Origin of the sequence: Streptomyces sp. NPDC006326 (assembly GCF_040612915.1) — a bacterium.
Classification (GTDB): domain Bacteria; phylum Actinomycetota; class Actinomycetes; order Streptomycetales; family Streptomycetaceae; genus Streptomyces.
Genome location: NZ_JBEXRC010000022.1, coordinates 21,124 through 47,310 on the forward strand (window position 1 = coordinate 21,124; position 26,187 = coordinate 47,310).

Consider the following 26,187-nt stretch of genomic DNA (forward strand, 5'->3'; position numbering starts at 1 on the left):
CGAAGCAATACCAGCCCCGCCGGCGCTTGAGGCGCAGATCCGGGCGAAGCCATACCAGCCCCGCCGGCGCTTGAGGCGCAGGTCCGGGCGAAGCAATACCAGCCCCGCCGGCGCTTGAGGCGCAGGTCCGGGCGAAGCCCGGGGAACGGTGGAAGGGCGGGTAGGGGACAGCCCCGCAGGGCCCGGCCGCGCCCGACGGGAGCGGTCCGGTCCGGGCAGAGCCACGGCGAGCCCCGGGCCCGGACGGCTTCGCCCGGGCCCGGGGGCCCCCGGGTCAGGTCGCGTCGGGCCCCGCGGAGCGAATGGCTTCGGCCAGGCCGGCCAGGAAGGCCGTGACCTGCCCCGGCCCCGGGAGGACCAGGTCGGCCCGCGCCGCCAGCTCCGGCACCTCCGCGGAGCCGCTGCACACCAGCAGCCCCGGCAGGCCCTCGGCCCGCCGCTTCTCGACCGCGGAGTACGCCGCGAGGTCACCCAGGTCGTCGCCGGCGTACAGCACCGCCTCCGCGCCCTGCTCCTCCAGGAATTCCGTGAGGGCCACGCCCTTGTCCATGCCCGGCGGCCGCAGCTCCAGCACGGCCCGGCCCGGCTCCACCATCAGCCCGTGCCGGGCGGCCAGCTCGGCCAGGGGCTCGCGCAGCGCGGCGAAGGCCGCCGCCGGGTCCGAGGCGCGCCGGGTGTGGACGGCCAGCGCCCGGCCCTTCTCCTCGATCCAGGTCCCGCGCCACGCGCCGATCGCGTCCAGGAAGCCGGGCAGCTCCGCCCGCACCGCCGCCACGCCGGGGTGCTCGGCCGGGGCGTGGACGATGCCGGTCACGGCGTCCCACCGCTCGGCTCCGTAGTGGCCGAGGACCACCAGGTGTTCGAGTCCGGCGACCCCGGCGAAGCCCCCGTACCGTACGGCGACCCCGGCCGGCCGGCCGGTGATCACGGCGACCGAGGCGACCTCGGGGGCGAGCGCCGCCACGGCCGGTACGGCGCCGGGGTGGGCGCGCGCCTGGTCCGGGTCGGGGACGATCTCGGCGAGGGTGCCGTCGAAGTCGAGTGCGACCACGGAACGGCGGGGTACCCGAAGCAGGGCTTCCAGTCCCTCGCGTCCGGCGGCGGTGACGGGCATCGGCAGGCTGCTGTGCGGATGGCTCCCCATAAGGACGACCCTAACGGGCCCGCTCCCTCCCGGCTACGGCGCCTGCGGCGCACTCAGCGCCGGGCCCGCTGCGCCTCGCGGAGCCGCCGCAACCGGTTCACGGTGCCCGGGGCGTGGGCCAGCGCCCGCGGATCGTCCATGAGCGCGTTGAGCAGCTGGTAGTACCGGACCGGGGTCAGCCCCAGGCCCTCCCGTATCGCCCGCTCCTTGGCCCCGGGGCCGGGCCAGCTGCGCCCCTCGTACGCGAGCACCGCGGCCTCGGTCGCCGTGAGCTGCCCGTCGTCCGTCATACGGCCAGATTAACGCCGCCCACCGACACGCCCCCGGGGCCGTCCCCTGCACCGCCGCCGGGCCGTCCCCGGTCCGGGGCGGGCGGTCAGTGCGCGTCCGCCGTCCGCGCGGCCAGCGCGATCTCCTCCAGCACCTTCGCCGGCTGCCCGCCCGGCTGCACGCTCGCGCCGATCTTCTGCTTGACGTCCTCGCTGACCCCGGCCCAGGACTTCTTGCCCACCGGGTAGAGCCGGGCGTTCGGCAGGGCCTGGAGGAAGACCTTCAGCTGCTGCGCCGAGGCGCCCGTGGCGGCCTCCATCGCCCGGTAGCCGCTCGTCGTCGCGGGCAGCAGGTCGTACTTGGCGGTGAAGGCGGTCACGTTCTTCGGCTCGTACAGGTAGTCCAGGAACCTGCCCGACTCCACCCGGTGCCCGTTCTTGAAGGCCATCACCCAGTCCGCGACGCCCATCGTCGGGTGCTCCGTCCCGTCGGCGGTCGGCATGGCCACCATGCCGAACTTCACGCCCTTCTCGGCCGCCTGCTTCAGCAGCGTCGGGTGGCCGTTGAGCATGCCGACCTCGCCCCGGGAGAAGGCGTCGAAGGCGGCCTGCCGGTCGGTCTTGCCCGGCTCCGCCGCGCCGGTCAGCCCCTGGCCGACCATCCTGTCCCGCAGGAACTCGAAGGTCTTGACGTTCTCCGGGGAGTCGATGGCGTAGGCCTCCTCGTTGTCGGTGTAGCCGCCACCGCCCGCGAGCAGCCACATCATCGTCTCGGCCTGCGCCTCCTCGCGGCCCAGCGGCAGCGCGAAGGGGGTGGGCACGCCTGCGGCCTTGAGCTTCTTCGCGGCCGCCTCCAGGTCGGCCCAGCTCTTGGGCTGCCAGCCGCCCTTGGCGTCCTTGGCGAGCACGCCGGCGTCGGTCAGCAGCTTCTCGTTGTAGAAGAGCAGCCGGGTGCTGGAGACGAAGGGCATGCCGTACTGGACGCGCTTGACCTTGCCCGCGTCCGCGAGCGGGGCGAGGAAATCGGCCTCGGTCTTCACGGCGAGCAGTTCGTCGGCCGTGTACAGCTTGCCGGCGGCCGCGTAGTCGGCGTAGGCGCCGATCTGTGCGATGTCGGGCGCCTTCCCGGCCTTGACCATCTCGGCGACCTTGGCGTCGACCTCGGACCAGGAGTAGACGCTGACCTCGACCTTGATGCCGGGGTGGTCCTTCTCGAAGCCCGCGGCGAGGTCCTTCCAGTAGCCGGACGAGGAGTTCTGCGGATTGTCCCCGTAGTCGGCCGCCACGACCCGCAGGGTCACCTCGTTGTCCTCGGTGAGGCTCTCCATGCTGCCGCAGCCGGTCAGCGTCACGGCGGTCAGGCACAGTGCGGCGCCTGCCGCGGCCAGGCTCAGGTAACGGCCCTTCACGGTTCTCGATCCACCCCTTGTTGTCCGTACGATCAACGTAAGGTCTACACCACTTTGGCGGCTCTTCCACATCCGGGCCAGGGGGAGGTCCCGAATTTGTATGGCAGGTCAACAATCCCTCTCAATGGACTAGACCTTTCCCCGCCGAGCACGCGAGACTGTCACCTGTGAAACCCGTGAAACACGTCATCGCCCTCGATGTGGGCGGCACCGGGATGAAGGCCGCCCTCGTCGGCGAGGACGGCACCCTGCTCCACGAGGCGCGCCGCGCCACCGGCCGTGAGCGGGGCCCCGAGGCCGTCGTCGAGACGATCCTGGACTTCGCCGCCGAGCTCGGCGTGCTCGGCCGCGAACGGTTCGGCCGCCCCGCCTCGGCGGCGGGGGTCGCCGTCCCCGGCATCGTCGACGCCGAGAACGGGATCGCCGTCTACGCCGCGAACCTCGGCTGGCGCGACGTACCGATGCGCGAGCTGCTCGGCGGGCGGCTCGGGTCGCTCCCGGTGGCGCTGGGCCACGACGTGCGCACGGGCGGGCTCGCCGAAGGCCGCATCGGGGCGGGGCGCGGCGCCGACCGCTTCCTGTTCGTCCCGCTCGGCACCGGCATCGCGGGCGCCATCGGCATCGCGGGCCGCATCGAGGCGGGCGCCCACGGCTACGCCGGGGAGATCGGCCACATCGTGGTCCGCCCCGGCGGCCCCGCCTGCGGCTGCGGGCAGTACGGCTGCCTGGAGACCCTGGCCTCCGCCTCCGCCGTCAGCCGTGCCTGGGCGGCGGCCTGCGGCAATCCGGAGGCGGACGCCGCGGACTGCGCCAAGGCCGTCGAGTCCGGCGACCCGGCGGCACGCGAGGTGTGGCGGACCGCCGTCGGCGCCCTCGCCGACGGCCTGGTCACCGCGATCACCCTGCTGGACCCGCGCACGCTGATCATCGGTGGCGGGCTGGCGGAGGCGGGGGAAACCTTGTTCACACCCCTACGGGCGGCCGTCGAGGAACGCGTGACGTTCCAGCGCCTGCCCCACATCGTGCCGGCGGCCCTCGGGGACACCGCCGGATGCCTGGGCGCAGGGCTGCTCGCCTGGGACCTACTCGCCACGGAGGTACCTGCCTGATGTCCGGAAGCGCACAGAGCACCGTTCTCTCCGGCGCCAGAGTGGTCCTGCCCACCGGAACCGTGGCGGGCGGCCGCGTCATCGTCGCCGGCGACCGCATCGCGGGCAGCGCCGAGGAGGGGGCGCGGACCGTCGACCTGTCCGGGCACTGGATCGTCCCCGGCTTCGTGGACATGCACAACCACGGCGGCGGCGGAGCCTCCTTCACCTCCGGCACCGCCGAGGAGGTGCTCCAGGGCGCGCGCACCCACCGCGAGCACGGCACCACCACCCTCGTCGCCTCCACCGTCACCGGCGACCTGGACGAGCTGGCCCGACGCGCCGCCCTGCTCGCCGAGCTGACGCAACAGGGCGAGATCGCGGGCATCCACTTCGAGGGCCCCTTCATCAACCCCTGCCGCAAGGGCGCCCACAAGGAGGAGCTGCTCCGCGACCCCGACCCGGCCGAGGTCCGCAAGCTGGTGGACGCCGCCCACGGCGCCGCCCGCATGGTCACCCTCGCCACCGAACTCCCCGGCGGCCTGGACTCCGTACGGCTGCTGACCGAGCACGGGGTCATCGCCGCGATCGGCCACACCGACTCCACGTACGACCAGACGCGCCAGGCCATCGACGCGGGCGCGACCGTGGCCACCCACCTCTACAACGCGATGCCGGGGATGGAGCACCGCGCCCCGGGGCCGATCGCCGCGCTGCTGGAGGACGAGCGGGTCACCGTCGAGCTGATCAACGACGGCACCCACCTGCACCCGGCGATGCTGGAACTGGCCTTCCACCACGCGGGCGCCCACCGGGTCGCGCTGATCACCGACGCGATGGACGCGGCCGGCTTCGGCGACGGGACCTACCACCTGGGCGCGCTGGAGGTGGAGGTCAAGCAGGGCGTGGCCCGCCTCGTCGAGGGCGGTTCGATCGCCGGCTCCACCCTCACCCTGGACACCGCCTTCAAGCGGTCGGTCACCCTGGACCGGCTCCCGGTGGAGTCCGTGGTCCAGGCGATCTCCGCCAATCCCGCCAAACTGCTCGGCCTCTACGACGAGGTGGGCTCGCTGGAGCCCGGCAAGTACGCCGACCTGGTGGTCCTCGACGCCGCGTTCGACGTCAAGGGCGTCATGCGGCGCGGCGAATGGATCGTCAGCCCGCCGGGTCCGCCGCTGGTCTGAGCGGGTATCCGGCGGAGCGGACCACCGGGGGGACTGGGCCGCCCGCACTTCTTTTTGGCATGATCCCGGCACACACCGAGACCGGGGCTTGCCATGATCCTGACCGTGACGCTCAACACCGCACTCGACGTCACCCACCGCGTACCGCAGTTGCTCCCGCACGCCTCGCACCGGGTCACCACCGTGACCGAACGCCCCGGCGGCAAGGGCCTCAACGTGGCCCGGGTGCTGGCGGCGCTCGGCCACGAGGTCACGGCGACCGGCTTCGCGGGCGGCCGCACGGGCGAGACGGTACGCGAACTGCTCGCCGAGGCGGGCGGGGTGACGGACGCCCTGCTGCCCTGCGCGGGCACCACCCGCCGCACCCTGGCCGTGGTCGACGCGGCCTCGGGCGACACCACGCAGTTCAACGAGCCGGGGCCGCACATCGGTTCCGCGGAATGGGCCCGGTTCCTGGAGCGCTACGAGGAGCTGGTCGCGGGCGCCGACGCGGTGGCCCTGTGCGGCAGCCTGCCACCGGGCGTGCCCGTCGGCGCGTACGCCACCCTCGTCCGGGCGGCCCGCGCCGCCGGGGCGCCAGTGCTGCTGGACACCAGCGGAGAGGCCCTGCGCCGCGGGGTCGCCGCCCGCCCCGAGATGATCAAGCCGAACGCGGCCGAGCTCGCCGAGCTGACGGGATCCCGCGAACCCCTCCAGGCCACCCGCGACGCCCGCCGCCGGGGCGCCCACGCCGTGGTCACCTCGCTCGGCCCGGGCGGCCTGCTGGCGGCCACCGCCGAGGGCACCTGGCAGGCGGCCCCGCCCCGCACCCTGGCAGGCAACCCGACCGGAGCCGGCGACTCCGCCGTCGCGGGCCTGCTCTCCGCCCTCACCGAAGGCCTGGACTGGCCGGACCGGCTGACCCGCGCGGTCGCCCTGTCGGCGGCCACCGTCCACGCCCCCACGGCGGGAGACTTCGACCCCCGCACCTACGAGGAGGTACGGGGGGCGGTGCAGGTCACGGCCGCGTAGGCGCCGTCGCGGGGCCGGGCGTCAGCCCTTTTCGAGCCAGAACTGGTCGATGTTGACGTTGCACTTGTTGCCGGTCTCGCAGGACAGCTTGATCGTGTTCGTGCCCTTGTCGAGGGTGACCTGGCCCCAGGTGGTCTGCCACCCCTTCTCCCAGTCCCCCTTGGGGGACTTGGCGAAGTTCCGCATGCTCAGGGGCGTGCTGTTCGGCTTCCCGTTCACGGCCAGGGTGCCGTCGGCGTCCTCGCCGGGGATGCCGAACCGGACGTAGAGCCGGTAAGTGCCCGCCTTGGGGACCTCCAGCGTCCAGGTGACCGCCGCGCCCGGCTGGTTGAAGTTGCCGACGTACTGGCCGCCGGTGCTCTTGGCGCCGGGCACCGTGGTCAGCCAGTTCGCTCCTCCCGTGAGGGCCATGCCGGAGCCGGCCGCCTCGCCCTTGGGCAGCGGCGCCTCCGAGGAAGACGGGGAGCCGCTCGGCCGGGGGGAGCCGGAGTTCTGCGGCTGTGCCGGCTGCTGGCCGCTCGCGGTGTTGCCCTGGTCGGCCTTGTCCTTGTCCTTGTCGCCGAAGGCCAGGGCCGCGCCGATGCCGATCACGACCGCCGCCACCACCGCGACCGCCGCGATCAGCATGCCCTTGCGGCTGGAGCCGCCGCCGTGGCCGCTGCCGTGGCCCGGTGCGGGGACCTGCGCGGTGGCGTGCTGCTGCTGGGGCGGGACGCCGTAGCCGCCCGCCTGGAGCGCCTCGGGGGCCTGGTACTGGGCCTGGTAGGCCGGGGGCTGCTGCTGCGGGACCTGCCCGCGCTGGCCGCCGTACGTCCGCTCGCCGACCGTCCGCACCTGGTTGTACGAGGTACGGGGGACGCCGGGCTGGGCACCGGGCTGACCACCGCCCGTCGGACCGGGGAAGCCGTATCCACCGCCCGAGCTGGGCGGGGTGGCTCCGGCGGCCTGGCCGTCCGCGTAGAGGTATCCGAACGGATCGTCGTCCTCGGGCTTGTTCGCCCCGCTGTTCGGGCCGTTGTTCGCGGGCGTCGTCATCGCAGGTCACTCCTTTCGACCCACGGGAGCCTACCCCGAACACGTGCACCCACGGGCGGCCGATCGCCTCAGCCCGCCCGCCGGTGGGCCTTGGAACGGGACCTCTTCTCGATGTACATCCTCTGGTCGGCCGAGCGCAGCACCTCGTCCGCCGACATGCCGCAGCTGGCCCAGCCGATGCCGAAACTGGCCCCGACCCGCACCGCGCGGCCGTCGACCCGGATCGGCGGGATGATCGCGTTGCGCAGCCGCACGGCCAGATCGGCGGCGTCGGCGGCACCGAGCCCGTCGGCCAGGACGACGAATTCGTCACCACCCAGCCGGGCGACGGTGTCACCGTCCCTGACGCAGGTCGTCAGACGCCGCGCCACCTCGATGAGCACCGCGTCACCCGTGTGGTGACCGAACCGGTCGTTGATCGACTTGAAGCCGTCGAGGTCGCAGAAGAGCACCGCGAGGCCCTTCGTCCCGTCGTCGATGTCCGCCGCGGGCGCCACCGTGTGCACGTGGTGGTCGTACGGCCCGGCGCCCGCCGCGGGAGCCGCTCCCGGGCAGGGGCCCTGGCCGCCGGGGTCGGGGCCCGCGCCCGGCCCGCCGGGCGCGCCGGCGTACTCGTAGGGGTCGGGGAAGCCGTCGGACCGGAACCCGTGCTCGCCGCCGGCCCCCGCGGCCGCGCCGCCCCGCTCGTAGGCCGCGTCCAGCGCCTCGACGGCCGTCGCCCGCACCGACTGCGGCCTGCGGCACAGCCGGGCCCCCAGCCGGGAGCGCAGCTCGGCGCTGTTGGGCAGGCCGGTCAGCGAATCGTGGCTGGCCCGGTGGGCGAGCTGGAGCTCGTGGCGCTTGCGCTCCTCGATGTCCTCGACGTGCGTGAGCAGGAACCGCGGTCCGTCGGCAGCGTCCGCGACCACGGAATTGCGCAGCGAGACCCATACGTACGTGCCGTCGCGCCGCCCCAGCCGCAGCTCGGCGCGGCCGCCCTCGGCGGAGGTCCGCAGCAGGGTCCCGATGTCCTCGGGATGGACCAGGTCGGAGAAGGAGTACCGGCGCAGCACGGAGGCGGGCCGCCCCAGCAGCCGGCACAGGGCGTCGTTGGTCCGCAGCAGCCGGCCGTGCTGGTCCCCGCCCATCTCGGCGATGGCCATCCCGCTGGGCGCGTACTCGAACGCCTGCCGGAAGGACTCCTCGCTGGCCCGCAGCGCCTGCTGCTCGCGTTCGAGCCGGACGAGGGCCCGCTGCATGTTGGCGCGGAGCCTGGCGTTGCTGATCGCAATCGCTGCCTGGAAGGCGTACATCTGGAGCGCCTCGCGCCCCCACGCGCCGGGGCGGCGCCCGTTGCGCGGTCTGTCCACCGAAATGACACCCAGAAGTTCCCCGCCGGACGCATACATGGGGGCGTAGAGCCGGTCCTCGGGGTGCCACTCGTCCTCGAAGCGCGGATCGGGGCCCTCGGTGTGCCACTGGGGTACGTCGTCCTCCAGGAGGACCCAGCCCTCGGTGTGCGGGATGAAGCGCAGGCCGTCCCAGCTCTCCCCCATCGTCAGGCGGCGCTCCCACGAGGAACGGGAGCCGACGCGACCGGTGATGAGGGCTTCGGCGGCGGGGTCGCCGGCGAAGGCGGCGACGACGAGATCCCCGTCAGGGCGTACGAGGTTGACACAGGCGAGTTCGTAGCCGAGGCCCACGACGATGCCGTCCACGACGGTCTGCAGGGTGTCCGCCAGGCTCCTGGCCGTATTGAGCTCGGCCACCACCTGGTGAAGCTGCCGCAGGGTCGCAAGACGGACGTACGGCTCCGACTCGGTCTCCATTGCTCGCTCTCCCCGAGACCTCGACAGCAACTCCAGGTTTGTCATCGGCGTTTCGTTGCGGTGTCCCGTCCACTGAATCACAGTGAGCTGTGCCGCAGGTACACAGGGTCAACAAATCTTGCTCTCTGTGACTCAAGTCACATGAGATGAATAAAGGTGCCCTCTGGGGGTGGTGCGGGCTGGGAGCGCTCCCCTGCCTTCCCGCACGCAAACGATACGCCCGGGCCTAGGCCGAGGGGCGGGGACGCGGCTCGGACCAGGGCCCGATGTGCGCGGCGGGAGGGCGAGACTAGCGTTCCCGGCCTGCCGAATACGACCCCTGTTCCCCTGGCTCCCGTTCCGACCCTTCATCCTGAGGGGGTGAGCAACGACGAGTTCCGGGCCGCGATGTCCCGACTGGCGGCAGGCGTGTGCCTGGTCACCGCGCACGAGGTGCCCCTGACGGCGGACGGCCCGCGCGGCGAGGACGTCGGCATGACCGCGACGGCCTTCATGTCGGTGTCCCTGGAACCGCCGCTGGTACTGGTGAGCCTGCGCGAGGGCTCCCGGATGGACGACCTGCTGGCGGAGCAGCCGCTGTGGGCGGTCTCCCTGCTGGCCGACCACCAGTTGCAGGTGGCGGGGCGCTTCGCGATGAAGGGCCGGATCAGCGACCGCCTGCTCTTCGCGGACCTGCCCTACGTGCGGGGCGAGGCCTCGGGGGCCCCGCTGCTGTCGGGCGCGCTGGCCACGCTGGAGTGCCGTACCGAGGACCGGGTCCCGGCCGGCGACCACACCCTGGTGATCGGCCGCGTCCTGACCTCGGCCCTGCCGTCCCCGGAGGGCGCGCCGCTGACCTACTTCCGCGGACGCTACCGCCACCTGGCCGGTTAGGCCGCCTCGTACGGGGCCCGGGCCCGTGGGCCCGTGGGCCGTTACCAGTCGCGGCCGGTGCGGCCGCGCTTCGTCTCGGAGCGGGCCTTCTTCTCGCGCAGGCGCCGCTCGTTGATCCCCTTCGGGATCTTCGTGGCGCGCCGCGGCTTGGGCGGCGGGGCCGTGGCCTCGGCGAGCAGCGAGGCAAGCCGGACCAGGGCCATCTCCCGGTTGCGCCACTGCGAGCGGTGCTCCGACGCCCGTACGGTGACCACCCCGTCCACCAGCCGCCCGGCGAGCCGCTCCAGCGCGCGCTCCTTCCACACCTGCGGCAGCGCCTTCGTCGCGGCCAGGTCGAACAGCAGCTCCACCCGGGAGTCCGAGGTGTTCACGTGCTGGCCGCCCGGTCCGGAGGAACGCGAGAACCGCCAGGCGAGCTCCGCCTCGGGGAGCACGACCGAACCGCGGATGACATGGGGACCAGGCATGCCCCCCATGATCCCGCCCCGGGCCGCGGCCGTCACCCGCATTTCCCCTCCGCTTTCCCCGCCGCGGAACCCGCGGGCCCCCTCGTCGCGTTATGAAGAGCAGCGGTAACTTGGCCCCACCTCGCGGCCATGCGACGACTGCGACGACGAAGGGACACCAGTCAAAATGGCAGTAAGCCTGTCCAAGGGCGGCAACGTCTCGCTCACGAAGGAGGCCCCGGGCCTCAGTGCCGTCACGGTCGGCCTCGGCTGGGACGTCCGGACGACGACCGGTGTCGACTTCGACCTCGACGCCTCGGCCATCGCGGTCAACGCCATGGGCAAGGTCGTCTCCGACGGGCACTTCGTCTTCTTCAACAACAAGTCCACCCCGGACCAGACCATCGTCCACACCGGTGACAACCGCACCGGCGAGGGCGCCGGCGACGACGAGGCCATCAAGGTCAACCTCGCGGGCCTGCCCGCCGAGGTCGACAAGATCGTCTTCCCGGTCTCCATCTACGACGCCGACTCCCGCAGCCAGAACTTCGGCCAGGTCCGCAACGCGTACATCCGCGTCGTGAACCAGGCCGGCGGCGCCGAGATCGCCCGCTACGACCTCTCCGAGGACGCGGCCACCGAGACCGCCATGGTCTTCGGCGAGCTCTACCGCAACGGCGCCGAGTGGAAGTTCCGCGCGGTCGGCCAGGGTTACGCCTCCGGCCTCACCGGCATCGCCCAGGACTTCGGCGTCAACGTCTGAGTTCCGCCCGGCGCACACGAAGCCCCCTCCCGGCCGGGGAGGGGGCTTCGCCCTGCGGGGCCCGTACCCGGCTTCGCGTTCGGCCAGAGTGCGCCGGGTGATCCTCCAGCCGCTCCGCCGGCCGGCTGGTCGGCCTCGCCGCCACCCTCGCCGCCCTCCTGGAGGACCGCTTCCGCGCGGCGGGCCGCAACGGCGTACGGATCGCCGTCCTGGACGACAACCCGGGCGCCCTCGCGTTCTGGCAGGGCCGAGGGCTACACCGTCCTGCACCACGCCAAGGACCTGGAACGCGGCCGCGACTGCACGGTCCTGCGCAAGCCCCTCCGGGCGGTCCAAGGCCCGGGCGCCTTCCCGGCTGCGGAGCTCTAGGAGGTGGCCCGCGCGGTGGGGCGGCCCTCGCCGTACAGCCAGACGTCCCAGACCTTCTTCAGGTCGCGGCCCGTCTTCTGGTCGGCGTACGCGGTGAAATCGGCCGTGCTCGCGTTCCCGTACCGGTGGTCGGCGGCCCAGCCGCGCAGCAGGGCGAAGAACTTCTCGTCCCCCACCTCCTGCCGGATGCGCTGCAACACCATCGCCCCGCGGTAGTACACCGGCGCCTCGGAGATCTCCTCGGGCCCGGGCGGCGCGGCCGGCGGGAACGCGGCCCAGTCGGAGGCCGCCTCCGGGTCGACGTCCGTGTCGCCCGCGAGGAAGGCGTCGAAGTACTGCTGCGCGGTGGTCCCGCCGCGGTCCTCCGACCACAGCCATTCCGCGTAGGTCGCGAAGCCCTCGTTGAGCCACATGTCCTTCCAGGACTTCGGCGAGACCGAGTCGCCGAACCACTGGTGCGCCAGCTCGTGCAGGACGAGCTTCTCGTCGGGGGCACCGGAGAAGACGGGTTTGGTCTGCGTCTCCAGCGCGTACGTGAGGGAGCCTTCCGGAAACACGATCGCGCCCGCGGTACCGAACGGGTACGGCCCGAAGCGGCCGCTCCCCCACTCCACCATCTCCGGCAGCCGCGCCAGCGCCGGCGCGCTCTTCGCCGCCTCGCCCGGCACCACGGCGTCGTACAGGGCGACTCCGGACGGCGTCCGGCCGGTCGTCACCTTGAACTTCCCGACGGCGGCGACGGCCAGGTAGCTCGCCATCGGCTGCGGGCTGTGCCAGCTGAACCGGGTCCGCCCCTCCGCGGTGTCGGTGCGCGAGGCCAACTCGCCGTTGGAGACCGCCTCGTAGCCCTTGGGCACGGTCAGGGTGATGTCGTACGTCGCCTTGTCGCTGGGGTGGTGGTTGCCGGGGAACCAGGCCATCGACCCGACCGGCTCGCCGACACCGACCGCCCCGTCGTCCGTGGTGATCCAGCCCTCCTTGGAGCGGTCCGGATCGGTGAGGGGCTGCGGCTTCCCGCGGTAGTCCACCTCCGTACGGAAGACCTCGCCCTTCTCCAGGTCCTCGGCCGGACGCACCGTCAGCTCCCGCCCGCTGCGGTTGTACCGGGCCGCGGCCCCCTGCACGGTGACCTCCTCGACCCGCAGGCCGCTGAAGTCGAGGTTGAAGGAGCTGAGGCCCTGTTCGGCGCGGGCGGTGATGACGGCGGTCGCGTTCAACTCCCCGTCCGCCGGGTCGTAGTCGAGGTCCAGGTCGTAGTGCTCCACCTGGTAGCCGCCGTTGCCGGCCTTGGGGAAGTACGGGTCGCGCAGCCCCGACGCACCCGGCCGCCCATGCACCGTGCTGCCCGTACACCCCGTGGTCAGGGCGATCAGGGCGGCAGCGGCGGGGACGGCCAGGCGGGAGAACGCGCGGTGTTTCACGCGCTCGATCCTATGTGCGCATGCTGATGCGGTTCGGGTTGTTTCTGCGGATTACTTCTCCAGGGCGTCGGCTTACTTCTCCAGGGCGTCGACGCCCGCCTTGGCGTACTTCTCGTCCAGGTCGCCGCTCGGGGCGCCCGCCACGCCGATGCCCGCCACCGGCGCGCCCTTGGCCTGCACCGGGGTACCACCGCCCAGGAAGAGGGTGCCGGGGATGTCCTTCAGGTTCGGGGCCTGGGCGAGGCGGCCCGCGAGGACCGAGGTCGGGGCGTTCCAGGACACCGCGGTGTAGGCCTTGCGCTGCGCCGACTCGTAGGACTGCGGGCCCGCGCCGTCGCCGCGCAGCGTGACGATGGTGTTGCCGTTGCGGTCCACGACCGCCACCGTCACCTTCTGGTTCTCCTTCTGCGCGGCCTCCAGCGCGGCCTGGGCCGCTCGGGTGGCGGCGTCGACGGTGAGGTGCGTCGTGGTGGTGAAGTTCTTCTCGTTCGTCTCCCCGTCCTTCTTCGCCACGGCGGCGGCCGGGGCCGACCCCGGCTGCGCGGCGCTGGCGCTGACCGCGCCGAAGGTGCCGGCGCCGAGTGCGACGGCGAGGGCGGTACCGGTGAGAACGCGGGTGCGGGTCTTCATGTCTGCTGCTCCTGAGGGCGTCGGCGAGGCGGCTGGTCCGCCGGGGGCTCCTTCGGTGTTCCGCTGGGGCTCCGTCGGTGCTTCCAGCCTGCGGCCGCGCACCCCGCCCGCCGGTCCCCGTACCGGCTCGGGACGGCTGCCGCACCGGATGACCCCGGGGTCGACCGATCGGTCGATGCGGAGCCGGTGCGGATCCGGATTGGCTGGTCAAAGGGGCACGATGGAGGTGCCCGCCCGATCCGCACACCTGCCCGAGACCCATCCGCACCGCGTCGCCCCGCACCACCCTCCATCGCCCGCATCGCCCCGCACCACCCTCCATCACCCCGCATCACTCCGCCCCGCCACACCCCGCACCCACCGCACGAGGAGCCCGCGTGACCCACCCACCGCCGCGGAAGGCCGACACCCGCGCGCTGGCGGCCGTCATGCACACCGCGTTCTTCCTGCTGCTCGCCGCCTCCGTGGCCCGCTTCCTGCTGCGCCACCCCGGCTCGCCCAGTACCCCGTGGATCATCGCCCTCAGCGTCGCCCTGGCCCTGCTGTACGTCCTCGGGCCCGCGCTCGGAGCCGCCCCCACCCTGCGGCGGCTGCTCTGGCTCGGGCTCGTGGTGGCGGCCTGGGTGGTGCTCGTCGTCCTCGCGCCGAGCTTCGCGTGGTGCGCCGTACCGCTCTTCTACACCGCGCTGCGGACCCTGCCCCCGCGGGCGGCGGTCGTCCTCGTGGCCCTGCTCACCGTCTTCGTCGTGGCCGCCCAGCTGAAACTGTCCACCGCCTTCGACCCGAACCTGCTGCTGGCCCCGCCGGCCGTCGCCGCACTGGCCACCGCCGTCTTCGTCCACATGGAGCGCCAGGCCCAGGCCCAGCGGGCCCTGATCGACGACCTGATCCGGACCCGCCGGGAGCTGGCCGCCACCGAACGCCGCGAAGGGACCCTCGCCGAACGCCAGCGGCTGTCCATGGAGATCCACGACACCCTCGCCCAGCACCTGTCCAGCCAGCAGATGCTGCTCCAGGCCGCCGACCGCACCTGGGACACCGACCCGGCCACCGCCCGGGCCCACGTCCGCACCGCCACCGACATCGCCGCCCGCGGCCTCGCGGAGGCCCGGCGGCTCGTCCACGACCTGGCCCCGCCGGAACTCGAAGGCGACGCCGGCCTGGCCCAGGCCCTGCGCGCCCTGGACGCGGGCCCCGGCATCGACGTCCGCTTCCACCTGGAGGGCACCCCGGGGCCCCTGCCCGACCGCGTCCAGTCGGCGCTGCTGCGCATCGCGCAGGGCGCGCTGGCCAACGTCCGCGAGCACTCCGGGGCCCGCACCGCGGCCCTCACCCTGAGCTACCTCGGCGACCAGGTCGTCCTGGACATCGCGGACGACGGCCGGGGCTTCGCCGCACCCGGGCCGGCAGCCGCCGCGGACCGCGGGCACGGCCTGCCCGCCATACGCGCCCGCGTCCGCCAGCTGGGCGGGACCCTCACCGTCGAATCCGCCGCGGGCGAGGGCACCGTCCTGTCCGCCGCCATCCCCCTGGAGCGCCACCCGTGACCACGATCCTGCTGTGCGACGACCACGCGGTGGTCCGCGCCGGCCTGCTGGCCCTCCTGGGCAGCGCGCCGGACATCGAGGTCCTCGGCGAGGCCGGCAGCGGCGAGGAGGCGGTGGCCCTCGCCGCGAAACTCCGCCCCCAGGTGGTCCTCATGGACCTCCAGCTCGGGGAGGGCATCGACGGCGTCGAAGCCACCCGCCGCATCACCGCCCTCCCGAACCCGCCCGCACCGCCGCACGTCCTGGTGCTCACCACGTACGACACCGACGCCGACATCACCCGGGCGATCGGAGCGGGCGCGACGGGCTACCTCCTGAAGGCGGAACGCCCCGAGGAGCTGTTCTCGGCGATCCACTCCGCGGCCCAGGGCCGCACCACCCTCTCCGCGCCGGTGGCCAGCCGCGTCATGGCCCACATGCGCGGCTCCCGCCCCACCCTGACCGACCGCGAGCTGGACATCCTCGGCCAGCTCGCCCGCGGCCTGGGCAACCGGGACATCGCCCGGGCGCTGTTCATCAGCGAAGCCACCGTCAAGACCCACCTGGGGCGCATCTACGACAAGCTCGGCGTGGACACCCGCGCGGGCGCCGTCTCGGTGGCGAAGGAACAACGCCTCCTGCCCTGACCGGGTCCCGCCCCGGGCCCGGCGGGGCCGGAGCGCCGGGGGTGACGGAGGCCGGCCGGCCGGGGGTGACGGACGGCGGAGCGCCGGGCGCGGCGGACCCGTGACACCATCGGGTACGTGCTCGACATCGGCTACTCCCTCTCCCGGCGCTTCCCGGACCCCCCGCAGACCGACTACCGCTCGGCGGACGTCCACTCCCTGCGCCACGACCTGTTCTGCGGCGACGTCTACCTCGCCGACACGAACGCGGACCGCGAAGTGTCCACGGCCTGGGGATGGGTGCCCGTACTCGACTTCGCCTGGGCCCTGTGCGACATCGTCGAACAGCTCGACCAGGACCCGCGGGGCAGCCGCTCCTCCCACCGCCAGTACGCCGAACTCGACTTCACCGAATCCACCGACCGCATGCTCTTCGAGCGCCGCTTCGGATGGGTCGACATCGAAGCCGACTGGATGCCGCCCGAAGAGGCCCCGCTGACCTTCAGCCACCGACTGCTGCGCCGCGAGGCCCGGGACTTCCTGCACGACCTCATCGCCGACCTCGTCGACATGCACGAGGGCCTGGGCGACAACCCCGTGGTCTGGACCCTCCAGTCCCGCTTCCCGCGCGTCCCCGCGTAGCGGGCCGGCGGCCCGGCGCCGGCTAGCCCAGCACCCGCAGCCCCAGCTGCGCCGCCAGCGCCGGGGCCAGGTCGAACAGCTGCCCGGGGCTGATCACCGCCCCGGACAGGGCGTCCACCCCGCGCGCGATGTCCAGCTCCGCGGCCCCGCGCAGGTCCACGTCCGCCAGCCGCGCCCCGGTGAAGTCCGCCCCGCGCAGCGCACAGCCCCGGAACTCCACCCGCTCCAGCACCGCCCCGCCGAAGTCCGGCTCCACCAGTACGCACTCCTCGAAGACGACGTCCTTCAGCCGGGCCGTCCGCAGGTTCAGGTAGTCGATCTTGCCGCCGCGGACCACCACCCGCTCCCACACCGACCCGTGCAGCTGTACCCCGCCCAGGCGCGCCTCCAGCAGCTCCACGTCCCGCAGCGAAGCCCCGGACAGGTCGGTCCCCACCCCGCGGATCCCCTCCAGCACCGAATCCAGGACCCGTGCCTTCGCCAGCCCCGCCTCGTCCAGCGCGCACCGCCGCAGCGCGCAGTCCATGAACCGGGCGCCGATCCCCTCCTGCCCCGCCAGGTCCAGGTCCGCGAACTCCAGCCCGTCGTAGTCCCCGTCCGGCTCCAGCTCACCGCCCTCCCAGGGGGTCAGCTCAGGGAGCCGCACCTCCGGCCGCCGCGCCGCACCCACCGTCTCCCGCTGCCCCTTGCGCACCATGCCCCCATCCTCCCGGACTCAGCTGGTGCCGCCGAGCCGCCGCAGCGGCTCGTCCGTCAGCCGGTACACCGCCCACTCGTCCTGCGGGCGGGCCCCCAGGGCCTCGTAGAAGGCGATCGTCGGCTCGTTCCACTTCAGCACCGACCACTCCAGCCGCTCGTACCCGCGCTCCACGCAGATCCGCGCCAACTCCGCCAGCAGCGCCTTGCCGTGGCCGCCGCCGCGCACGCCCGGCCGTACGTACAGGTCCTCCAGGTAGATGCCGTGCACCCCGCGCCACGTCGAGAAGCTGAGGAACCACACCGAAAAGCCGACCGGCTCCCCGTCCTCCGTCTCCGCGATGTGCGCGAACGCCGCCGGCCGCTCCCCGAACAGCGCCTCCCGCAACTGCTCCTCGGTCGCCCGCGCCTCGTGCGGCACCCTCTCGTACTCCGCGAGCTCGCGGATCATGGCGTGGATGACGGGCACATCGGCGACGGCAGCGCTACGGATCATCCGAACAGCCTACGGAGCGCACCACCCCGCCCGCACCGGCCACAAGGCCGCCTCCTCCGCCTCAAAACCCGGCATCGCGTACCTGGACACCCTCGCGAAACGCGGTGTAGCAACTCCCCCATGACGATCAACGGCGGCATCTCCTTCTGGTACGCGACCGACCCCACCGCCACCGCCCGGCCACCCCGCGCCCCCCTCACCAGCGACTCCACCGCGGACGTGGTGATCGTCGGCGGCGGCTACACCGGGCTGTGGACCGCCTACTACCTCAAGACGGCCGCCCCCGACCTGCGCGTCACCGTCCTCGAACAGAAGTTCTGCGGCTACGGGGCCTCCGGCCGCAACGGCGGCTGGCTCTACAACGGCATCGCCGGCCGCGACCGCTACGCCCGGCGCCACGGCCACCAGGCCGCGCAGCGCCTCCAGCAGGCCATGAACGAGACCGTCACCGAGGTCATCGACGTCGCCGCGAAGGAAGGCATCGACGCCGACGTCCACCGCGGCGGCGTCCTCGAAGTCGCCCGCACCCCCGCCCAGCTCAGCCGCCTCAAGGCCTTCCACGAGGCCGAACTCGCCTTCGGCGAAACCGACCGCGAGCTCTACGACGCCGTCGAGACCCGCGCCCGCCTCGACATCGCCGACGCGGTCGGCGCCGGCTGGACCCCGCACGGCGCCCGCATCCACCCCTGGAAGCTCGCCAAGGGCCTCGCGGCCGCCTGCGAACGCCTCGGCGTGGTCGTCCACGAGTCCACCCCGGTCACCGAGATCCGCGCGGGCCGGGCCCTGACCCCGTACGGCACGGTCCGCGCCCCGTACGTCCTGCGCTGCACCGAGGGCTTCACGGCCGCCCTCAAGGGCCAGAAGCGCTCCTGGCTCCCGATGAACTCCTCGATGATCGCGACGGCCCCGCTCCCGGAGTCGACGTGGGCGCAGTTGGGCTGGTCGGGGCGGGAGGTGCTGGGTGACATGGCCCACGCCTACATGTACGCCCAGCGCACCGCGGACGACCGCATCGCGATCGGCGGCCGCGGCATCCCGTACCGCTTCGGCTCCCGCACCGACACCGACGGCACGACCCAGCCCGCCACGATCGCGTCCCTGACCGCCCTGCTGACGTCCTTCTTCCCGGCCCTCACCGGGGTGGAGATCACCCACGCCTGGTCGGGGGTCCTGGGCGTGCCCCGCGACTGGTGCGCCACCGTCACCCTGGACCGCACGACGGGCCTCGGCTGGGCGGGCGGCTACGTCGGCTCGGGCGTGGCCACCGCCAACCTCGCGGCCCGCACCCTGCGCGACCTGGTCCTGGGGACACCACCGAGCTGACCGCCCTCCCCTGGGTCGACCACCGCGTCCGCCGCTGGGAGCCGGAGCCCTTCCGCTGGCTCGGCGTCCACGCCCTCTACGCGGCCTACCGCGAGGCGGACCGCCGCGAAGCGGCCACCCACCGCCCCACCACGACCCCCCTGGCCCACCTGGCCGACCGCATCTCGGGCCGCCACTGACCCCCGCCGAGCACGCAGAAGACCCCGGACCGCGACGGTCCGGGGCCTTCTCCCAGAGCCCCCTGTCGGGTTCGAACCGACGACCCCCGCTTTACAAGAGCGGTGCTCTGGCCAGCTGAGCTAAGGAGGCGTAGCCGCCCTCACTTTACACAGCGGCCCCTCGCCCGGGCCATCACGTTCGTCAAGCCACCGGGTGCCCGCAGCGGTTCGGCGCCGGGCCGGCGCCCGCGAGCGTCAGACGGCACCGACAGCGGCGGAGGTCACGTGTCGGGGTGCTGACAGGAGCGGTGGTTGGGGGTAGGTTCGGGCGGAAGTCCACTTTGGTGGACCAGACCAATTCTTCCTTCCACTCGGATCGTCCGGCACGTTCCTGCCGGTAGAAGGGATTCATCACCATGGCTTCTGTCACCTTCGACAAGGCGACCCGGCTCTACCCCGGCGGCGACAAGCCCGCCGTCGACGAGCTGGAGCTGCACATCGAGGACGGCGAGTTCCTCGTCCTCGTCGGGCCCTCCGGCTGCGGCAAGTCCACCTCGCTGCGCATGCTCGCCGGCCTGGAGGACGTCAACGGCGGTGCCATCCGCATCGGCGACCGCGACGTCACGCACCTGCCGCCCAAGGACCGGGACATCGCGATGGTGTTCCAGAACTACGCGCTGTACCCGCACATGACCGTCGCCGACAACATGGGCTTCGCGCTCAAGATCGCCGGCGAGGACAAGGCGACCATCCGCAAGAAGGTCGAGGACGCGGCGAAGATGCTCGACCTCACCCAGTACCTCGACCGCAAGCCCAAGGCGCTGTCCGGCGGCCAGCGCCAGCGCGTCGCCATGGGGCGGGCCATCGTGCGCAAGCCGCAGGTGTTCCTGATGGACGAGCCGCTGTCGAACCTCGACGCGAAGCTGCGCGTGTCCACGCGTACGCAGATCGCGGCGCTCCAGCGCGACCTCGGGATCACCACCGTCTACGTCACCCACGACCAGGTCGAGGCCATGACGATGGGCGACCGGGTCGCGGTGCTGAAGGACGGTCTGCTGCAGCAGGTCGACACCCCGCGCAACATGTACGACCGGCCGGCGAACCTGTTCGTCGCCGGGTTCATCGGCTCCCCCGCGATGAACCTGGTCGAGGTGCCGATCACCGACGGCGGTGTGAAGTTCGGGGACAGCGTGGTGCCGGTGTCGCGCGAGGCGCTGTCCGCCGCCGCGGACGCGGGCGACCGCACCGTCACGGTGGGCGTGCGTCCCGAGCACTTCGACGTCGGCACCGAGGGCGGTCTGACGATCACGGTCAACGTCGTCGAGGAGCTCGGCGCCGACGGCTACGTCTACGGCCAGACCGCCAAGGCCGACGGCGGCCAGGACATCGTGGTGCGCGTCGGCGGCCGCCAGGTGCCGGAGAAGGGCTCTTCGCTGCACGTGGTGCCGCGGGCCGGCGAGATCCACGTGTTCTCCACCTCCTCCGGCGAGCGGCTCTCCGGCTGAGCCGGGTGACGGTCGACGGGTGACGGTCGACGGGTGACCGCGAGGGGCGTTCCCGGGATTCCGGGGGCGCCCCTGCGCAGAGCGGGCAGAGCACCCCATTCGGGTCCGGTCGTCAACACGTGATTCGAAAAGCCACGTCGAACCATCCCTCGACCGGGTGACTAAATGTCGCCAAATCTTCACCGAGCGCTACTCTCGCCCTCGTGACCCACACTGCCCGCCGTATCGGCCGTTCCCTCGCCCTGGTCCTGCCCGTCGTCCTGGTCCTGTCCGGGACCCTCGCGGTCACCATGGTCCCCTGGGCGGACAACACCCCCTCCCAGATCCTGACCGCGTCCGCCGAGGACGTCTCGGTCCCCGCCAAGCCGCGCGCCGCCCACGAGGTGCTGCGCGACAAGCTGCTCGGTGAGCTGCAGCAGGGCGAGACCCCGGGCGACGTCCTGACGCACCTCCAGCGGGAGGTGGACCGGCGGCCGTCGCTCGCCGAGCACTGCGTGGGGATCGCGCGGGCCCTGGGCCGGGCCGCCGTGGACGCCTACGGTCCGACGAAGGCGCAGTCCTTCGCGCGGCCCGTCTGCGACACGTCGTACGCCTCCGGCGTCGCCTCCATGGGCTGACGGGGCCCGACGTACGCCGTCGCGCGGCCGAGCGGCCTCTACCCTGGCCGCCATGACCGACGTACCTGCCGTACCCCATCCCACCGATTCCGCGGCCGCGTTCCCGGCCTCCCTCGTCCAGGCGCCCACTCAGGCGGTCGTCCTGGCGGGGGGCCAGGGTTCGCGGCTGCGTCCGTACACGGACGACCGGCCCAAGCCGATGGTCGAGATCCCGGGGACGGGAATGCCGATCATCGGGCACCAGTTGGCGTGGCTGGCGTCCGAGGGGGTCACCGACGCGGTGGTGTCCTGCGGGCACCTCGCGGAGGTCCTCCAGGACTGGCTGGCCGAGGCCGAGCTGCCGCTGCGGGTGACGACGGTGGTGGAGGAGGAGCCGCTGGGGCGCGGCGGCGGGCTGAAGTTCGCGGCACGGCGGCTGCCGTACGCGGACCAGCCGTGGTACGCGACGAACGGGGACATCTGGACGCGGTTCTCGCTGCGCGAGATGGCGGCCTTCCACGCCGAGCGCGGGGCGACGGCGACCCTGGCGCTGGCCCGGCCGCGGATCCCGTGGGGGGCGGTGGAGACCAACGAGTTCGGGCAGGTCCTGGACTTCATCGAGTCGCCGCCCTCGCCGTACCTGATCAATGCGGGCGTGTACGTCTTCGGCCCCGAATTCGCCTCCCTGCTGCCGGACTTGGGCGACCACGAGCGGACGACCTTCCCGCGGCTGGCGCGCGAGCGGCGGCTGGCGGGCTTCCCGCTGCCCCAGGGCGCCTACTGGCGGGCGATCGACACGGCGAAGGATCTGACCGAGGCGGCCCGCGAGTTGGCCGCCCAGAGCGGCCCCGGCGGCCTCTGAGTCCCTTGTCCCGCCTCTGAGCCGAGCCCCAAAAGAGGAAGGGCCCGGCGTGCCGTGCACGCCGGGCCCTTCGGGGTGAAGCCCTCAGCCGAGGAGGCCGCCGACCAGGCCGGGCTGGCGCGGCTTGCTGCTGCCGCCTCCGCTGCCGGAGGTGCTGCCCGAGGAGGAGGACGGCGGCTTCGGGGTGGACTGCTTGGGGCTGCTGCCCGCGGTGGAGCCGGTGGTGGTGCCGCGGGTGGCGGTGGGTGACTGGGAGCCGGTTCCCGCCGTCTCGCGGGAGCTCGTACCGGCAGTGGCGCGCCCGGCCTTGGCGGTGGGGCTGCCGGCGCCGGCGGTGGGTTCCGCGGGCTTCGAGGACTGCGGGGCGGTGGGCTGCTGCTGTTGCTGCTTGCCCGGCGGCTGCGGGAGCGGGGAACCCGGCAGGTAGTTGCTGGGGGCCTGGCCCGGGCCGGGCACGGTGACCACGGTGGTGGAGCGGACGGCGCCGCCGAGCACGGAGCCGATGAGCAGGGTGAGCCCGCACACCACGGCGGCCATGACGGAGCCGCGGCGCAGGACGCGCCGGCGCAGCTCCCAGACCTCGGAGCGGGGGCCCAGGGTGCGCCAGGCCTCTCCGGCGAGGCGGCCGTCGAGCGAGTAGACGGGGGCGCCCGCGATGATCAGCGGGCTCCAGGCGGCGAGGTAGATGATGTCGGGGGCGTCGTACGCGGGCACGGTCGCCCAGCTGACCGTCATCAGCAGGGCGGCGGACAGGAGCGCGCCGAAGCAGGCGGCGAACCGCTGCCACAGGCCGAGCACGGTCAGCACGCCCACGATGACCTGGAGGAAGGCCACGCTGAGGCCGGCGCCGACCGGGTGCGCGAGGGCGAAGTCGCGCAGGGGTTCGGCGAGGGCCCAGGGGTGCAGGGTGCGCAGCCAGGTGACCATGGAGCCGCGTTCCCCGCCGTCGAAGTAGACGGGGTCGCACAGCTTGCCCATGCCGGCGTAGATGGAGATGAAGCCGAGGAAGACGCGCAGCGGGAGCAGCACGACACCGAGGTTCATCCGGCGGCCGGGGTAGTACGAGGCCTGCGCCCGGGCCTCGGAGGCCGCGCGGCGGGAGTCGCCGCCGGGGCCGGTGCCGGGCGGGTCGTCGTAGGGGGTGTCGTAGGAGGTGTCGTAGCCGGCCCCGCCGCCGCCCGCGTACGGCGGCGCGTACGGCAGGTCCCGTACGGCGGCCAGCGGGCGCGTGTCGTCGGGGTCGCCGTAGGTGCGCTGGCCGATGACGGTCGGGGTGGCGACGGTGTCCCCGGCGAGGTCGTGTGCGAGGTCCACCCGGGGGATGACCTGGGTGGCTCCGCCGTCGTACTCGTCGTGACCGCGCCCGTGTTCGCGTACGGCCTGGAGGAGTCCTCCCATGGCGGCGGAGTCGCCGCCCGGGGCGGCCTTGCCGCTCCATACGACGGGGGCGCGGCGGCGGGTGGCGCCCGCGGCGGCCACGGCGCCGCCGAGGACGGGCACGCGCCCGGGTGCGCCGGGGGCGTTCGCGGGCTTGGAACGCGCGCTCGGGCTCGGTGCGAGCCGCACGCGGAAGCTGGCGTGGTTGACGATGACCTGTGCGGGGTCGCACGGCACCTTGACCATGCTCAGCGCGGGCTGGTCGTCGAACCCTGACGTTCTGGTGTCCACACTCATCTAACCGAGTGATCAGTGTTTAGGACACTGCCTTGACAGCAGGGATGTGTCCGAGACCCGTCAAGATCAAGCCACCCCGCCCGAAACGGGCGGGGTGGCACGCTCACGGGTCACGCTGCGTGAGCCAACTGGCAGAGGCCGGGGGCCCGGCCGGGCCCGTTCAGCCGCGGCGGCGGGCCGCCTCGTAGAGCACGACGCCCGCGGCGACACCGGCGTTGAGGGACTCGGCGCCGCCCGGCATGGGGATGCGGACGAGGTAGTCGCAGTTCTCGCCGACGAGGCGGCCGAGGCCCTTGCCCTCGGAGCCGACGACGATGACGACCGGACCGGAGAGCGCGTCGAGGTCGGCGACGGTGTGCTCGCCCTCGGCGGCGAGGCCGACGATGGCGAGGCCGGCCTTCTTGTACTCCTGGAGGGCGCGGGTCAGGTTGGTGACGCGGGAGACCGGGGTGCGGGCGGCGGTGCCGGCCGAGGTCTTCCAGGCGCCGGCGGTCATGCCGGCGGCGCGGCGCTCGGGGATGACCACGCCGTGGCCGCCGAAGGCGGAGACGGAGCGGACGATCGCGCCGAGGTTGCGGGGGTCGGTGACGCCGTCGAGGGCGACGATGAGGGGGTCCTCGCCGTTGTCGTAGGCGGCGGCGGTGAGGTCCTCGGGGTGCGCGTACTCGTACGGCGGGACCTGGAGGACCAGGCCCTGGTGGTTGAGCCCGTTGGTCATCCGGTCGAGCTCGGGGCGCGGGGCTTCCATCAGGTTGATGTTGCCGCGCTCGCCGGCGAGCTGGAGGGCCTCGCGGACGCGCTCGTCGTTGTCGATGAACTGCTGCACGTAGAGGGTGGTGGCGGGAACGCCGTCGCGCAGGGCCTCGAAGACCGGGTTGCGGCCGACGACCATCTCGCTGGTGCCCTTGGGGCCGCCGCGGCGGGGGGCGGGCCGGCGCTTGGCGGCCTGCCGGGCCATGGCGTTGGAGACGCGGTGCGCCTTGTGGCCCTTGCGGTCCTCGGCCTTGGGCGTGGGGCCCTTGCCCTCCAGGCCCTTGCGCCGCTGGCCACCGCTGCCGACCGTCGGGCCCTTCTTGTTCGACGTGCGGCGGTTCCTGCGCTGGCTGTTCCCGGCCATGACCTCTACCTGTTTTCGTTGGTGCTGCAGTACGTACGTATGAAGAGTGTGCCGCCCGGATGCCCGGGCGGCACAACAGAGCTGGTCCGGGCGGGTCCGGCTAGCGCGGGCCGAGGGTCCAGCGCGGTCCGGACGGGCTGTCCTCGATGACGAGTCCGGACTGCTGGAGCTGGTCGCGGATGGCGTCGGCCGTGGCCCAGTCCTTGCGGGCGCGGGCGGACTCGCGCTGCTCCAGGACGAGGCGGACGAGCGTGTCGACGGCCCCATGCAGGTCCTCGCCGCGGTCGGTCTCCTCGGCCCAGTGCGGGTCGAGCGGGTCCAGACCGAGGACGGCCAGCATGGCCCGTACCTCGGCGAGGCGGGCGACGGCGGCTTCCTTGTCGTCGGCGGCCAGCGCGCTGTTGCCCTGGCGGACGGTGGTGTGGACGATGGCGAGCGCCTGCGGGACGCCGAAGTCGTCGTCCATGGCCTCGGCGAACGCCGGGGGCACCTCCGCGGCCGGCTCGACGACGCCCCCGGCCTTCTCCACCACGCGCTGGATGAAGCCCTCGATGCGGGCGAAGGCGGATTCCGCCTCGCGCAGGGCCTCCTCGCTGTACTCGATCATCGAGCGGTAGTGCGGGGTGCCGAGGTAGTAGCGCAGGACGATCGGACGCCAGTTCTTGACCATCTCGGAGACGAGCACCGAGTTGCCCAGGGACTTGGACATCTTCTCCCCGGACATGGTGACCCAGGCGTTGTGGGCCCAGTACCGGGCGAACTCGTCGCCGTAGGCCTTGGCCTGGGCGATCTCGTTCTCGTGGTGCGGGAAGATCAGGTCGAGCCCGCCGCCGTGGATGTCGAAGGCGCTGCCCAGGTACTTGTGCGCCATGGCCGAGCACTCCAGGTGCCAGCCGGGGCGGCCGTGGCCCCACGGGGTCTCCCAGGAGGGCTCGCCGGGCTTGACGGCCTTCCACAGGGCGAAGTCGCGGGGGTCGCGCTTGCCGGTCTCGCCCTCGGCGGACGGCTGGAGCAGGTTGTCGAGGTCCTGGTTGGAGAGCTTGAGGTAGTCGGGGTACGAGCGCACGTCGAAGTAGACGTTGCCGTCCGCCTCGTACGCGTGGCCGCGCTCGATCAGGACGCGCATCATCTCGATCATCTCGGGCACGTGGCCCGTGGCGCGCGGCTCGTAGGTGGGCCGCAGGCAGCCGAGCGCGTCGTAACCGGTGTTGAACGCGAGCTCGTTCTCGTAGCCGATGGACCACCAGGGGCGGCCCTGCTCCGCGGACTTGGCGATGATCTTGTCGTCGATGTCCGTGACGTTGCGGATGAAGGTGACGTCGTAGCCGCGGTAGGTGAACCAGCGGCGCATGACGTCGAAGTTGAGGTACGACCTGATGTGCCCGATGTGCGGGGCCGCCTGAACGGTGGCACCACACAGGTAGATCGAGACGCAGCCCGGGACGAGCGGGGTGAAGTCGCGGATCTGCCGGGCGCTGGTGTCGTACAGGCGAATAGTCACGGCATCCAGGGTAGT

General features: G+C 73.1%; 24 protein-coding genes, 1 tRNA gene and 1 pseudogene. 12 read left to right on the forward strand and 14 right to left on the reverse strand.

What is annotated here, in order from left to right:
- Nucleotides 1-274: 274 nt before the first annotated feature.
- The 3 genes from otsB to ABZ128_RS18590 form a co-directional block, all read right to left on the reverse strand.
- Nucleotides 275-1,144, reverse strand: coding sequence for a trehalose-phosphatase (gene otsB, locus ABZ128_RS18580; RefSeq protein ID WP_356849542.1), 870 nt, complete (start codon nucleotides 1,142-1,144; stop codon nucleotides 275-277).
- A 53-nt stretch (nucleotides 1,145-1,197) separates the two neighbouring features.
- On the reverse strand, nucleotides 1,198-1,434 hold the full coding sequence (locus ABZ128_RS18585; RefSeq protein WP_356849544.1) for a DUF3263 domain-containing protein: 237 nt from the start codon (nucleotides 1,432-1,434) through the stop codon (nucleotides 1,198-1,200).
- 86 nt (nucleotides 1,435-1,520) lie between these two features.
- Complete coding sequence (locus ABZ128_RS18590) at nucleotides 1,521-2,822, reverse strand: extracellular solute-binding protein (protein ID WP_356849545.1); 1,302 nt, start codon at nucleotides 2,820-2,822, stop codon at nucleotides 1,521-1,523.
- Nucleotides 2,823-2,998: 176 nt separating this feature from the next.
- Here ABZ128_RS18590 and ABZ128_RS18595 point away from each other — a divergent pair, with 176 nt between their 5' ends.
- The 3 genes from ABZ128_RS18595 (at nucleotide 2,999) to ABZ128_RS18605 (ending at nucleotide 6,105) form a co-directional block, all read left to right on the forward strand.
- A complete protein-coding gene (locus ABZ128_RS18595) occupies nucleotides 2,999-3,931 on the forward strand; it encodes an ROK family protein (protein ID WP_356849667.1) in 933 nt (310 codons plus the stop codon).
- Nucleotides 3,931-5,094: an N-acetylglucosamine-6-phosphate deacetylase gene (gene nagA / locus ABZ128_RS18600; RefSeq protein WP_356849547.1), complete on the forward strand. Its 1,164-nt coding sequence runs from the start codon at nucleotides 3,931-3,933 to the stop codon at nucleotides 5,092-5,094. The genes ABZ128_RS18595 and nagA overlap by 1 nt, the downstream gene beginning before the upstream one ends.
- Nucleotides 5,095-5,187: 93 nt before the next feature.
- Entirely contained in the window at nucleotides 5,188-6,105 is a 918-nt protein-coding gene (locus ABZ128_RS18605) for a 1-phosphofructokinase family hexose kinase (RefSeq protein ID WP_356849548.1), read from the forward strand.
- Nucleotides 6,106-6,126: 21 nt separating this feature from the next.
- Here the strand turns inward: ABZ128_RS18605 and ABZ128_RS18610 are convergent, their stop codons facing one another.
- The gene (locus ABZ128_RS18610) at nucleotides 6,127-7,140 is read right to left on the reverse strand and encodes a CBM35 domain-containing protein (RefSeq protein WP_356849549.1); all 1,014 of its coding nucleotides are present in this window, start codon (nucleotides 7,138-7,140) and stop codon (nucleotides 6,127-6,129) included.
- A gap of 68 nt (nucleotides 7,141-7,208) precedes the next feature.
- Nucleotides 7,209-8,948 carry a diguanylate cyclase CdgB gene (cdgB, locus tag ABZ128_RS18615; RefSeq protein WP_356849551.1) on the reverse strand — a complete coding sequence of 580 codons (1,740 nt, stop codon included), beginning with the start codon at nucleotides 8,946-8,948 and terminating at the stop codon, nucleotides 7,209-7,211.
- Between the two features lie 303 nt (nucleotides 8,949-9,251).
- On the opposite strand from cdgB, the gene ABZ128_RS18620 reads away from it, so the two are divergent.
- Nucleotides 9,252-9,821: a flavin reductase family protein gene (locus tag ABZ128_RS18620; RefSeq protein ID WP_356849669.1), complete on the forward strand. Its 570-nt coding sequence runs from the start codon at nucleotides 9,252-9,254 to the stop codon at nucleotides 9,819-9,821.
- 41 nt (nucleotides 9,822-9,862) lie between these two features.
- On the opposite strand, the gene arfB is transcribed toward ABZ128_RS18620, so the two are convergent.
- Entirely contained in the window at nucleotides 9,863-10,288 is a 426-nt protein-coding gene (arfB, locus tag ABZ128_RS18625; RefSeq protein WP_356849552.1) for an alternative ribosome rescue aminoacyl-tRNA hydrolase ArfB, read from the reverse strand.
- A 166-nt stretch (nucleotides 10,289-10,454) separates the two neighbouring features.
- Here arfB and ABZ128_RS18630 point away from each other — a divergent pair, with 166 nt between their 5' ends.
- Nucleotides 10,455-11,030 (forward strand): TerD family protein, encoded by a 576-nt coding sequence (locus tag ABZ128_RS18630; protein WP_356849553.1) that lies wholly within the window; start codon nucleotides 10,455-10,457, stop codon nucleotides 11,028-11,030.
- Between the two features lie 365 nt (nucleotides 11,031-11,395).
- On the opposite strand, the gene ABZ128_RS18635 is transcribed toward ABZ128_RS18630, so the two are convergent.
- Nucleotides 11,396-12,820 (reverse strand): M1 family metallopeptidase, encoded by a 1,425-nt coding sequence (locus ABZ128_RS18635; RefSeq protein WP_356849554.1) that lies wholly within the window; start codon nucleotides 12,818-12,820, stop codon nucleotides 11,396-11,398.
- A 72-nt stretch (nucleotides 12,821-12,892) separates the two neighbouring features.
- Entirely contained in the window at nucleotides 12,893-13,450 is a 558-nt protein-coding gene (locus ABZ128_RS18640; protein WP_356849556.1) for a heme-binding protein, read from the reverse strand.
- A 428-nt stretch (nucleotides 13,451-13,878) separates the two neighbouring features.
- On the opposite strand from ABZ128_RS18640, the gene ABZ128_RS18645 reads away from it, so the two are divergent.
- From ABZ128_RS18645 to ABZ128_RS18655, 3 genes are all read left to right on the forward strand, one after another.
- A complete protein-coding gene (locus ABZ128_RS18645) occupies nucleotides 13,879-14,997 on the forward strand; it encodes a sensor histidine kinase (RefSeq protein ID WP_356849671.1) in 1,119 nt (372 codons plus the stop codon).
- On the forward strand, nucleotides 14,994-15,623 hold the full coding sequence (locus tag ABZ128_RS18650) for a response regulator transcription factor (RefSeq protein ID WP_356849557.1): 630 nt from the start codon (nucleotides 14,994-14,996) through the stop codon (nucleotides 15,621-15,623). Before ABZ128_RS18645 ends, ABZ128_RS18650 begins: the two co-directional genes overlap by 4 nt.
- A gap of 117 nt (nucleotides 15,624-15,740) precedes the next feature.
- A complete protein-coding gene (locus ABZ128_RS18655; protein ID WP_356849558.1) occupies nucleotides 15,741-16,244 on the forward strand; it encodes a hypothetical protein in 504 nt (167 codons plus the stop codon).
- Nucleotides 16,245-16,266: 22 nt separating this feature from the next.
- Here the strand turns inward: ABZ128_RS18655 and ABZ128_RS18660 are convergent, their stop codons facing one another.
- Together ABZ128_RS18660 and ABZ128_RS18665 are read right to left on the reverse strand one after the other, a co-directional pair.
- Nucleotides 16,267-16,941 carry a pentapeptide repeat-containing protein gene (locus ABZ128_RS18660; RefSeq protein ID WP_356849559.1) on the reverse strand — a complete coding sequence of 225 codons (675 nt, stop codon included), beginning with the start codon at nucleotides 16,939-16,941 and terminating at the stop codon, nucleotides 16,267-16,269.
- Between the two features lie 18 nt (nucleotides 16,942-16,959).
- The gene (locus ABZ128_RS18665) at nucleotides 16,960-17,436 is read right to left on the reverse strand and encodes a GNAT family N-acetyltransferase (RefSeq protein WP_356849560.1); all 477 of its coding nucleotides are present in this window, start codon (nucleotides 17,434-17,436) and stop codon (nucleotides 16,960-16,962) included.
- A gap of 120 nt (nucleotides 17,437-17,556) precedes the next feature.
- Here ABZ128_RS18665 and ABZ128_RS18670 point away from each other — a divergent pair.
- Nucleotides 17,557-18,938: pseudogene (locus tag ABZ128_RS18670) on the forward strand (FAD-binding oxidoreductase).
- A 56-nt stretch (nucleotides 18,939-18,994) separates the two neighbouring features.
- Here ABZ128_RS18670 and ABZ128_RS18675 read toward each other — a convergent pair.
- Nucleotides 18,995-19,068 (reverse strand) — tRNA-Thr (locus ABZ128_RS18675).
- A 265-nt stretch (nucleotides 19,069-19,333) separates the two neighbouring features.
- On the opposite strand from ABZ128_RS18675, the gene ugpC reads away from it, so the two are divergent.
- The 3 genes from ugpC to ABZ128_RS18690 all read left to right on the forward strand — a co-directional run bounded on the left by ugpC (nucleotide 19,334) and on the right by ABZ128_RS18690 (nucleotide 21,880).
- Nucleotides 19,334-20,422 (forward strand): sn-glycerol-3-phosphate ABC transporter ATP-binding protein UgpC, encoded by a 1,089-nt coding sequence (gene ugpC / locus ABZ128_RS18680; protein ID WP_356849562.1) that lies wholly within the window; start codon nucleotides 19,334-19,336, stop codon nucleotides 20,420-20,422.
- 203 nt (nucleotides 20,423-20,625) lie between these two features.
- Nucleotides 20,626-21,039 (forward strand): hypothetical protein, encoded by a 414-nt coding sequence (locus ABZ128_RS18685; RefSeq protein WP_356849563.1) that lies wholly within the window; start codon nucleotides 20,626-20,628, stop codon nucleotides 21,037-21,039.
- A 52-nt stretch (nucleotides 21,040-21,091) separates the two neighbouring features.
- On the forward strand, nucleotides 21,092-21,880 hold the full coding sequence (locus ABZ128_RS18690; protein ID WP_356849565.1) for a nucleotidyltransferase family protein: 789 nt from the start codon (nucleotides 21,092-21,094) through the stop codon (nucleotides 21,878-21,880).
- A gap of 84 nt (nucleotides 21,881-21,964) precedes the next feature.
- Here ABZ128_RS18690 and ABZ128_RS18695 read toward each other — a convergent pair whose 3' ends face one another.
- From ABZ128_RS18695 to cysS, 3 genes are all read right to left on the reverse strand, one after another.
- Nucleotides 21,965-23,554 (reverse strand): DoxX family membrane protein, encoded by a 1,590-nt coding sequence (locus ABZ128_RS18695; protein ID WP_356849567.1) that lies wholly within the window; start codon nucleotides 23,552-23,554, stop codon nucleotides 21,965-21,967.
- Nucleotides 23,555-23,714: 160 nt separating this feature from the next.
- The gene (rlmB, locus tag ABZ128_RS18700; RefSeq protein ID WP_356849568.1) at nucleotides 23,715-24,671 is read right to left on the reverse strand and encodes a 23S rRNA (guanosine(2251)-2'-O)-methyltransferase RlmB; all 957 of its coding nucleotides are present in this window, start codon (nucleotides 24,669-24,671) and stop codon (nucleotides 23,715-23,717) included.
- Nucleotides 24,672-24,771: 100 nt separating this feature from the next.
- Nucleotides 24,772-26,172, reverse strand: a complete 1,401-nt coding sequence (gene cysS, locus ABZ128_RS18705; protein WP_356849570.1) for a cysteine--tRNA ligase — start codon at nucleotides 26,170-26,172, stop codon at nucleotides 24,772-24,774.
- Nucleotides 26,173-26,187: the final 15 nt, after the last annotated feature.

What these genes read in the sequence shown, in the direction of transcription:
- otsB (WP_356849542.1), bottom strand. Translation starts at nt 1,144, where the DNA reads ATGGGGAGCCATCCGCACAGCAGCCTGCCGATGCCCGTCACCGCCGCC.
- ABZ128_RS18585 (WP_356849544.1), bottom strand. Translation starts at nt 1,434, where the DNA reads ATGACGGACGACGGGCAGCTCACGGCGACCGAGGCCGCGGTGCTCGCG.
- nagA (WP_356849547.1), top strand. Translation starts at nt 3,931, where the DNA reads ATGTCCGGAAGCGCACAGAGCACCGTTCTCTCCGGCGCCAGAGTGGTC.
- ABZ128_RS18605 (WP_356849548.1), top strand. Translation starts at nt 5,188, where the DNA reads ATGATCCTGACCGTGACGCTCAACACCGCACTCGACGTCACCCACCGC.
- ABZ128_RS18610 (WP_356849549.1), bottom strand. Translation starts at nt 7,140, where the DNA reads ATGACGACGCCCGCGAACAACGGCCCGAACAGCGGGGCGAACAAGCCC.
- cdgB (WP_356849551.1), bottom strand. Translation starts at nt 8,948, where the DNA reads ATGGAGACCGAGTCGGAGCCGTACGTCCGTCTTGCGACCCTGCGGCAG.
- arfB (WP_356849552.1), bottom strand. Translation starts at nt 10,288, where the DNA reads ATGCCTGGTCCCCATGTCATCCGCGGTTCGGTCGTGCTCCCCGAGGCG.
- ABZ128_RS18630 (WP_356849553.1), top strand. Translation starts at nt 10,455, where the DNA reads ATGGCAGTAAGCCTGTCCAAGGGCGGCAACGTCTCGCTCACGAAGGAG.
- ABZ128_RS18640 (WP_356849556.1), bottom strand. Translation starts at nt 13,450, where the DNA reads ATGAAGACCCGCACCCGCGTTCTCACCGGTACCGCCCTCGCCGTCGCA.
- ABZ128_RS18645 (WP_356849671.1), top strand. Translation starts at nt 13,879, where the DNA reads ATGCACACCGCGTTCTTCCTGCTGCTCGCCGCCTCCGTGGCCCGCTTC.
- ABZ128_RS18660 (WP_356849559.1), bottom strand. Translation starts at nt 16,941, where the DNA reads ATGGTGCGCAAGGGGCAGCGGGAGACGGTGGGTGCGGCGCGGCGGCCG.
- ABZ128_RS18665 (WP_356849560.1), bottom strand. Translation starts at nt 17,436, where the DNA reads ATGATCCGTAGCGCTGCCGTCGCCGATGTGCCCGTCATCCACGCCATG.
- ugpC (WP_356849562.1), top strand. Translation starts at nt 19,334, where the DNA reads ATGGCTTCTGTCACCTTCGACAAGGCGACCCGGCTCTACCCCGGCGGC.
- ABZ128_RS18690 (WP_356849565.1), top strand. Translation starts at nt 21,092, where the DNA reads ATGACCGACGTACCTGCCGTACCCCATCCCACCGATTCCGCGGCCGCG.
- ABZ128_RS18695 (WP_356849567.1), bottom strand. Translation starts at nt 23,554, where the DNA reads ATGAGTGTGGACACCAGAACGTCAGGGTTCGACGACCAGCCCGCGCTG.
- rlmB (WP_356849568.1), bottom strand. Translation starts at nt 24,671, where the DNA reads ATGGCCGGGAACAGCCAGCGCAGGAACCGCCGCACGTCGAACAAGAAG.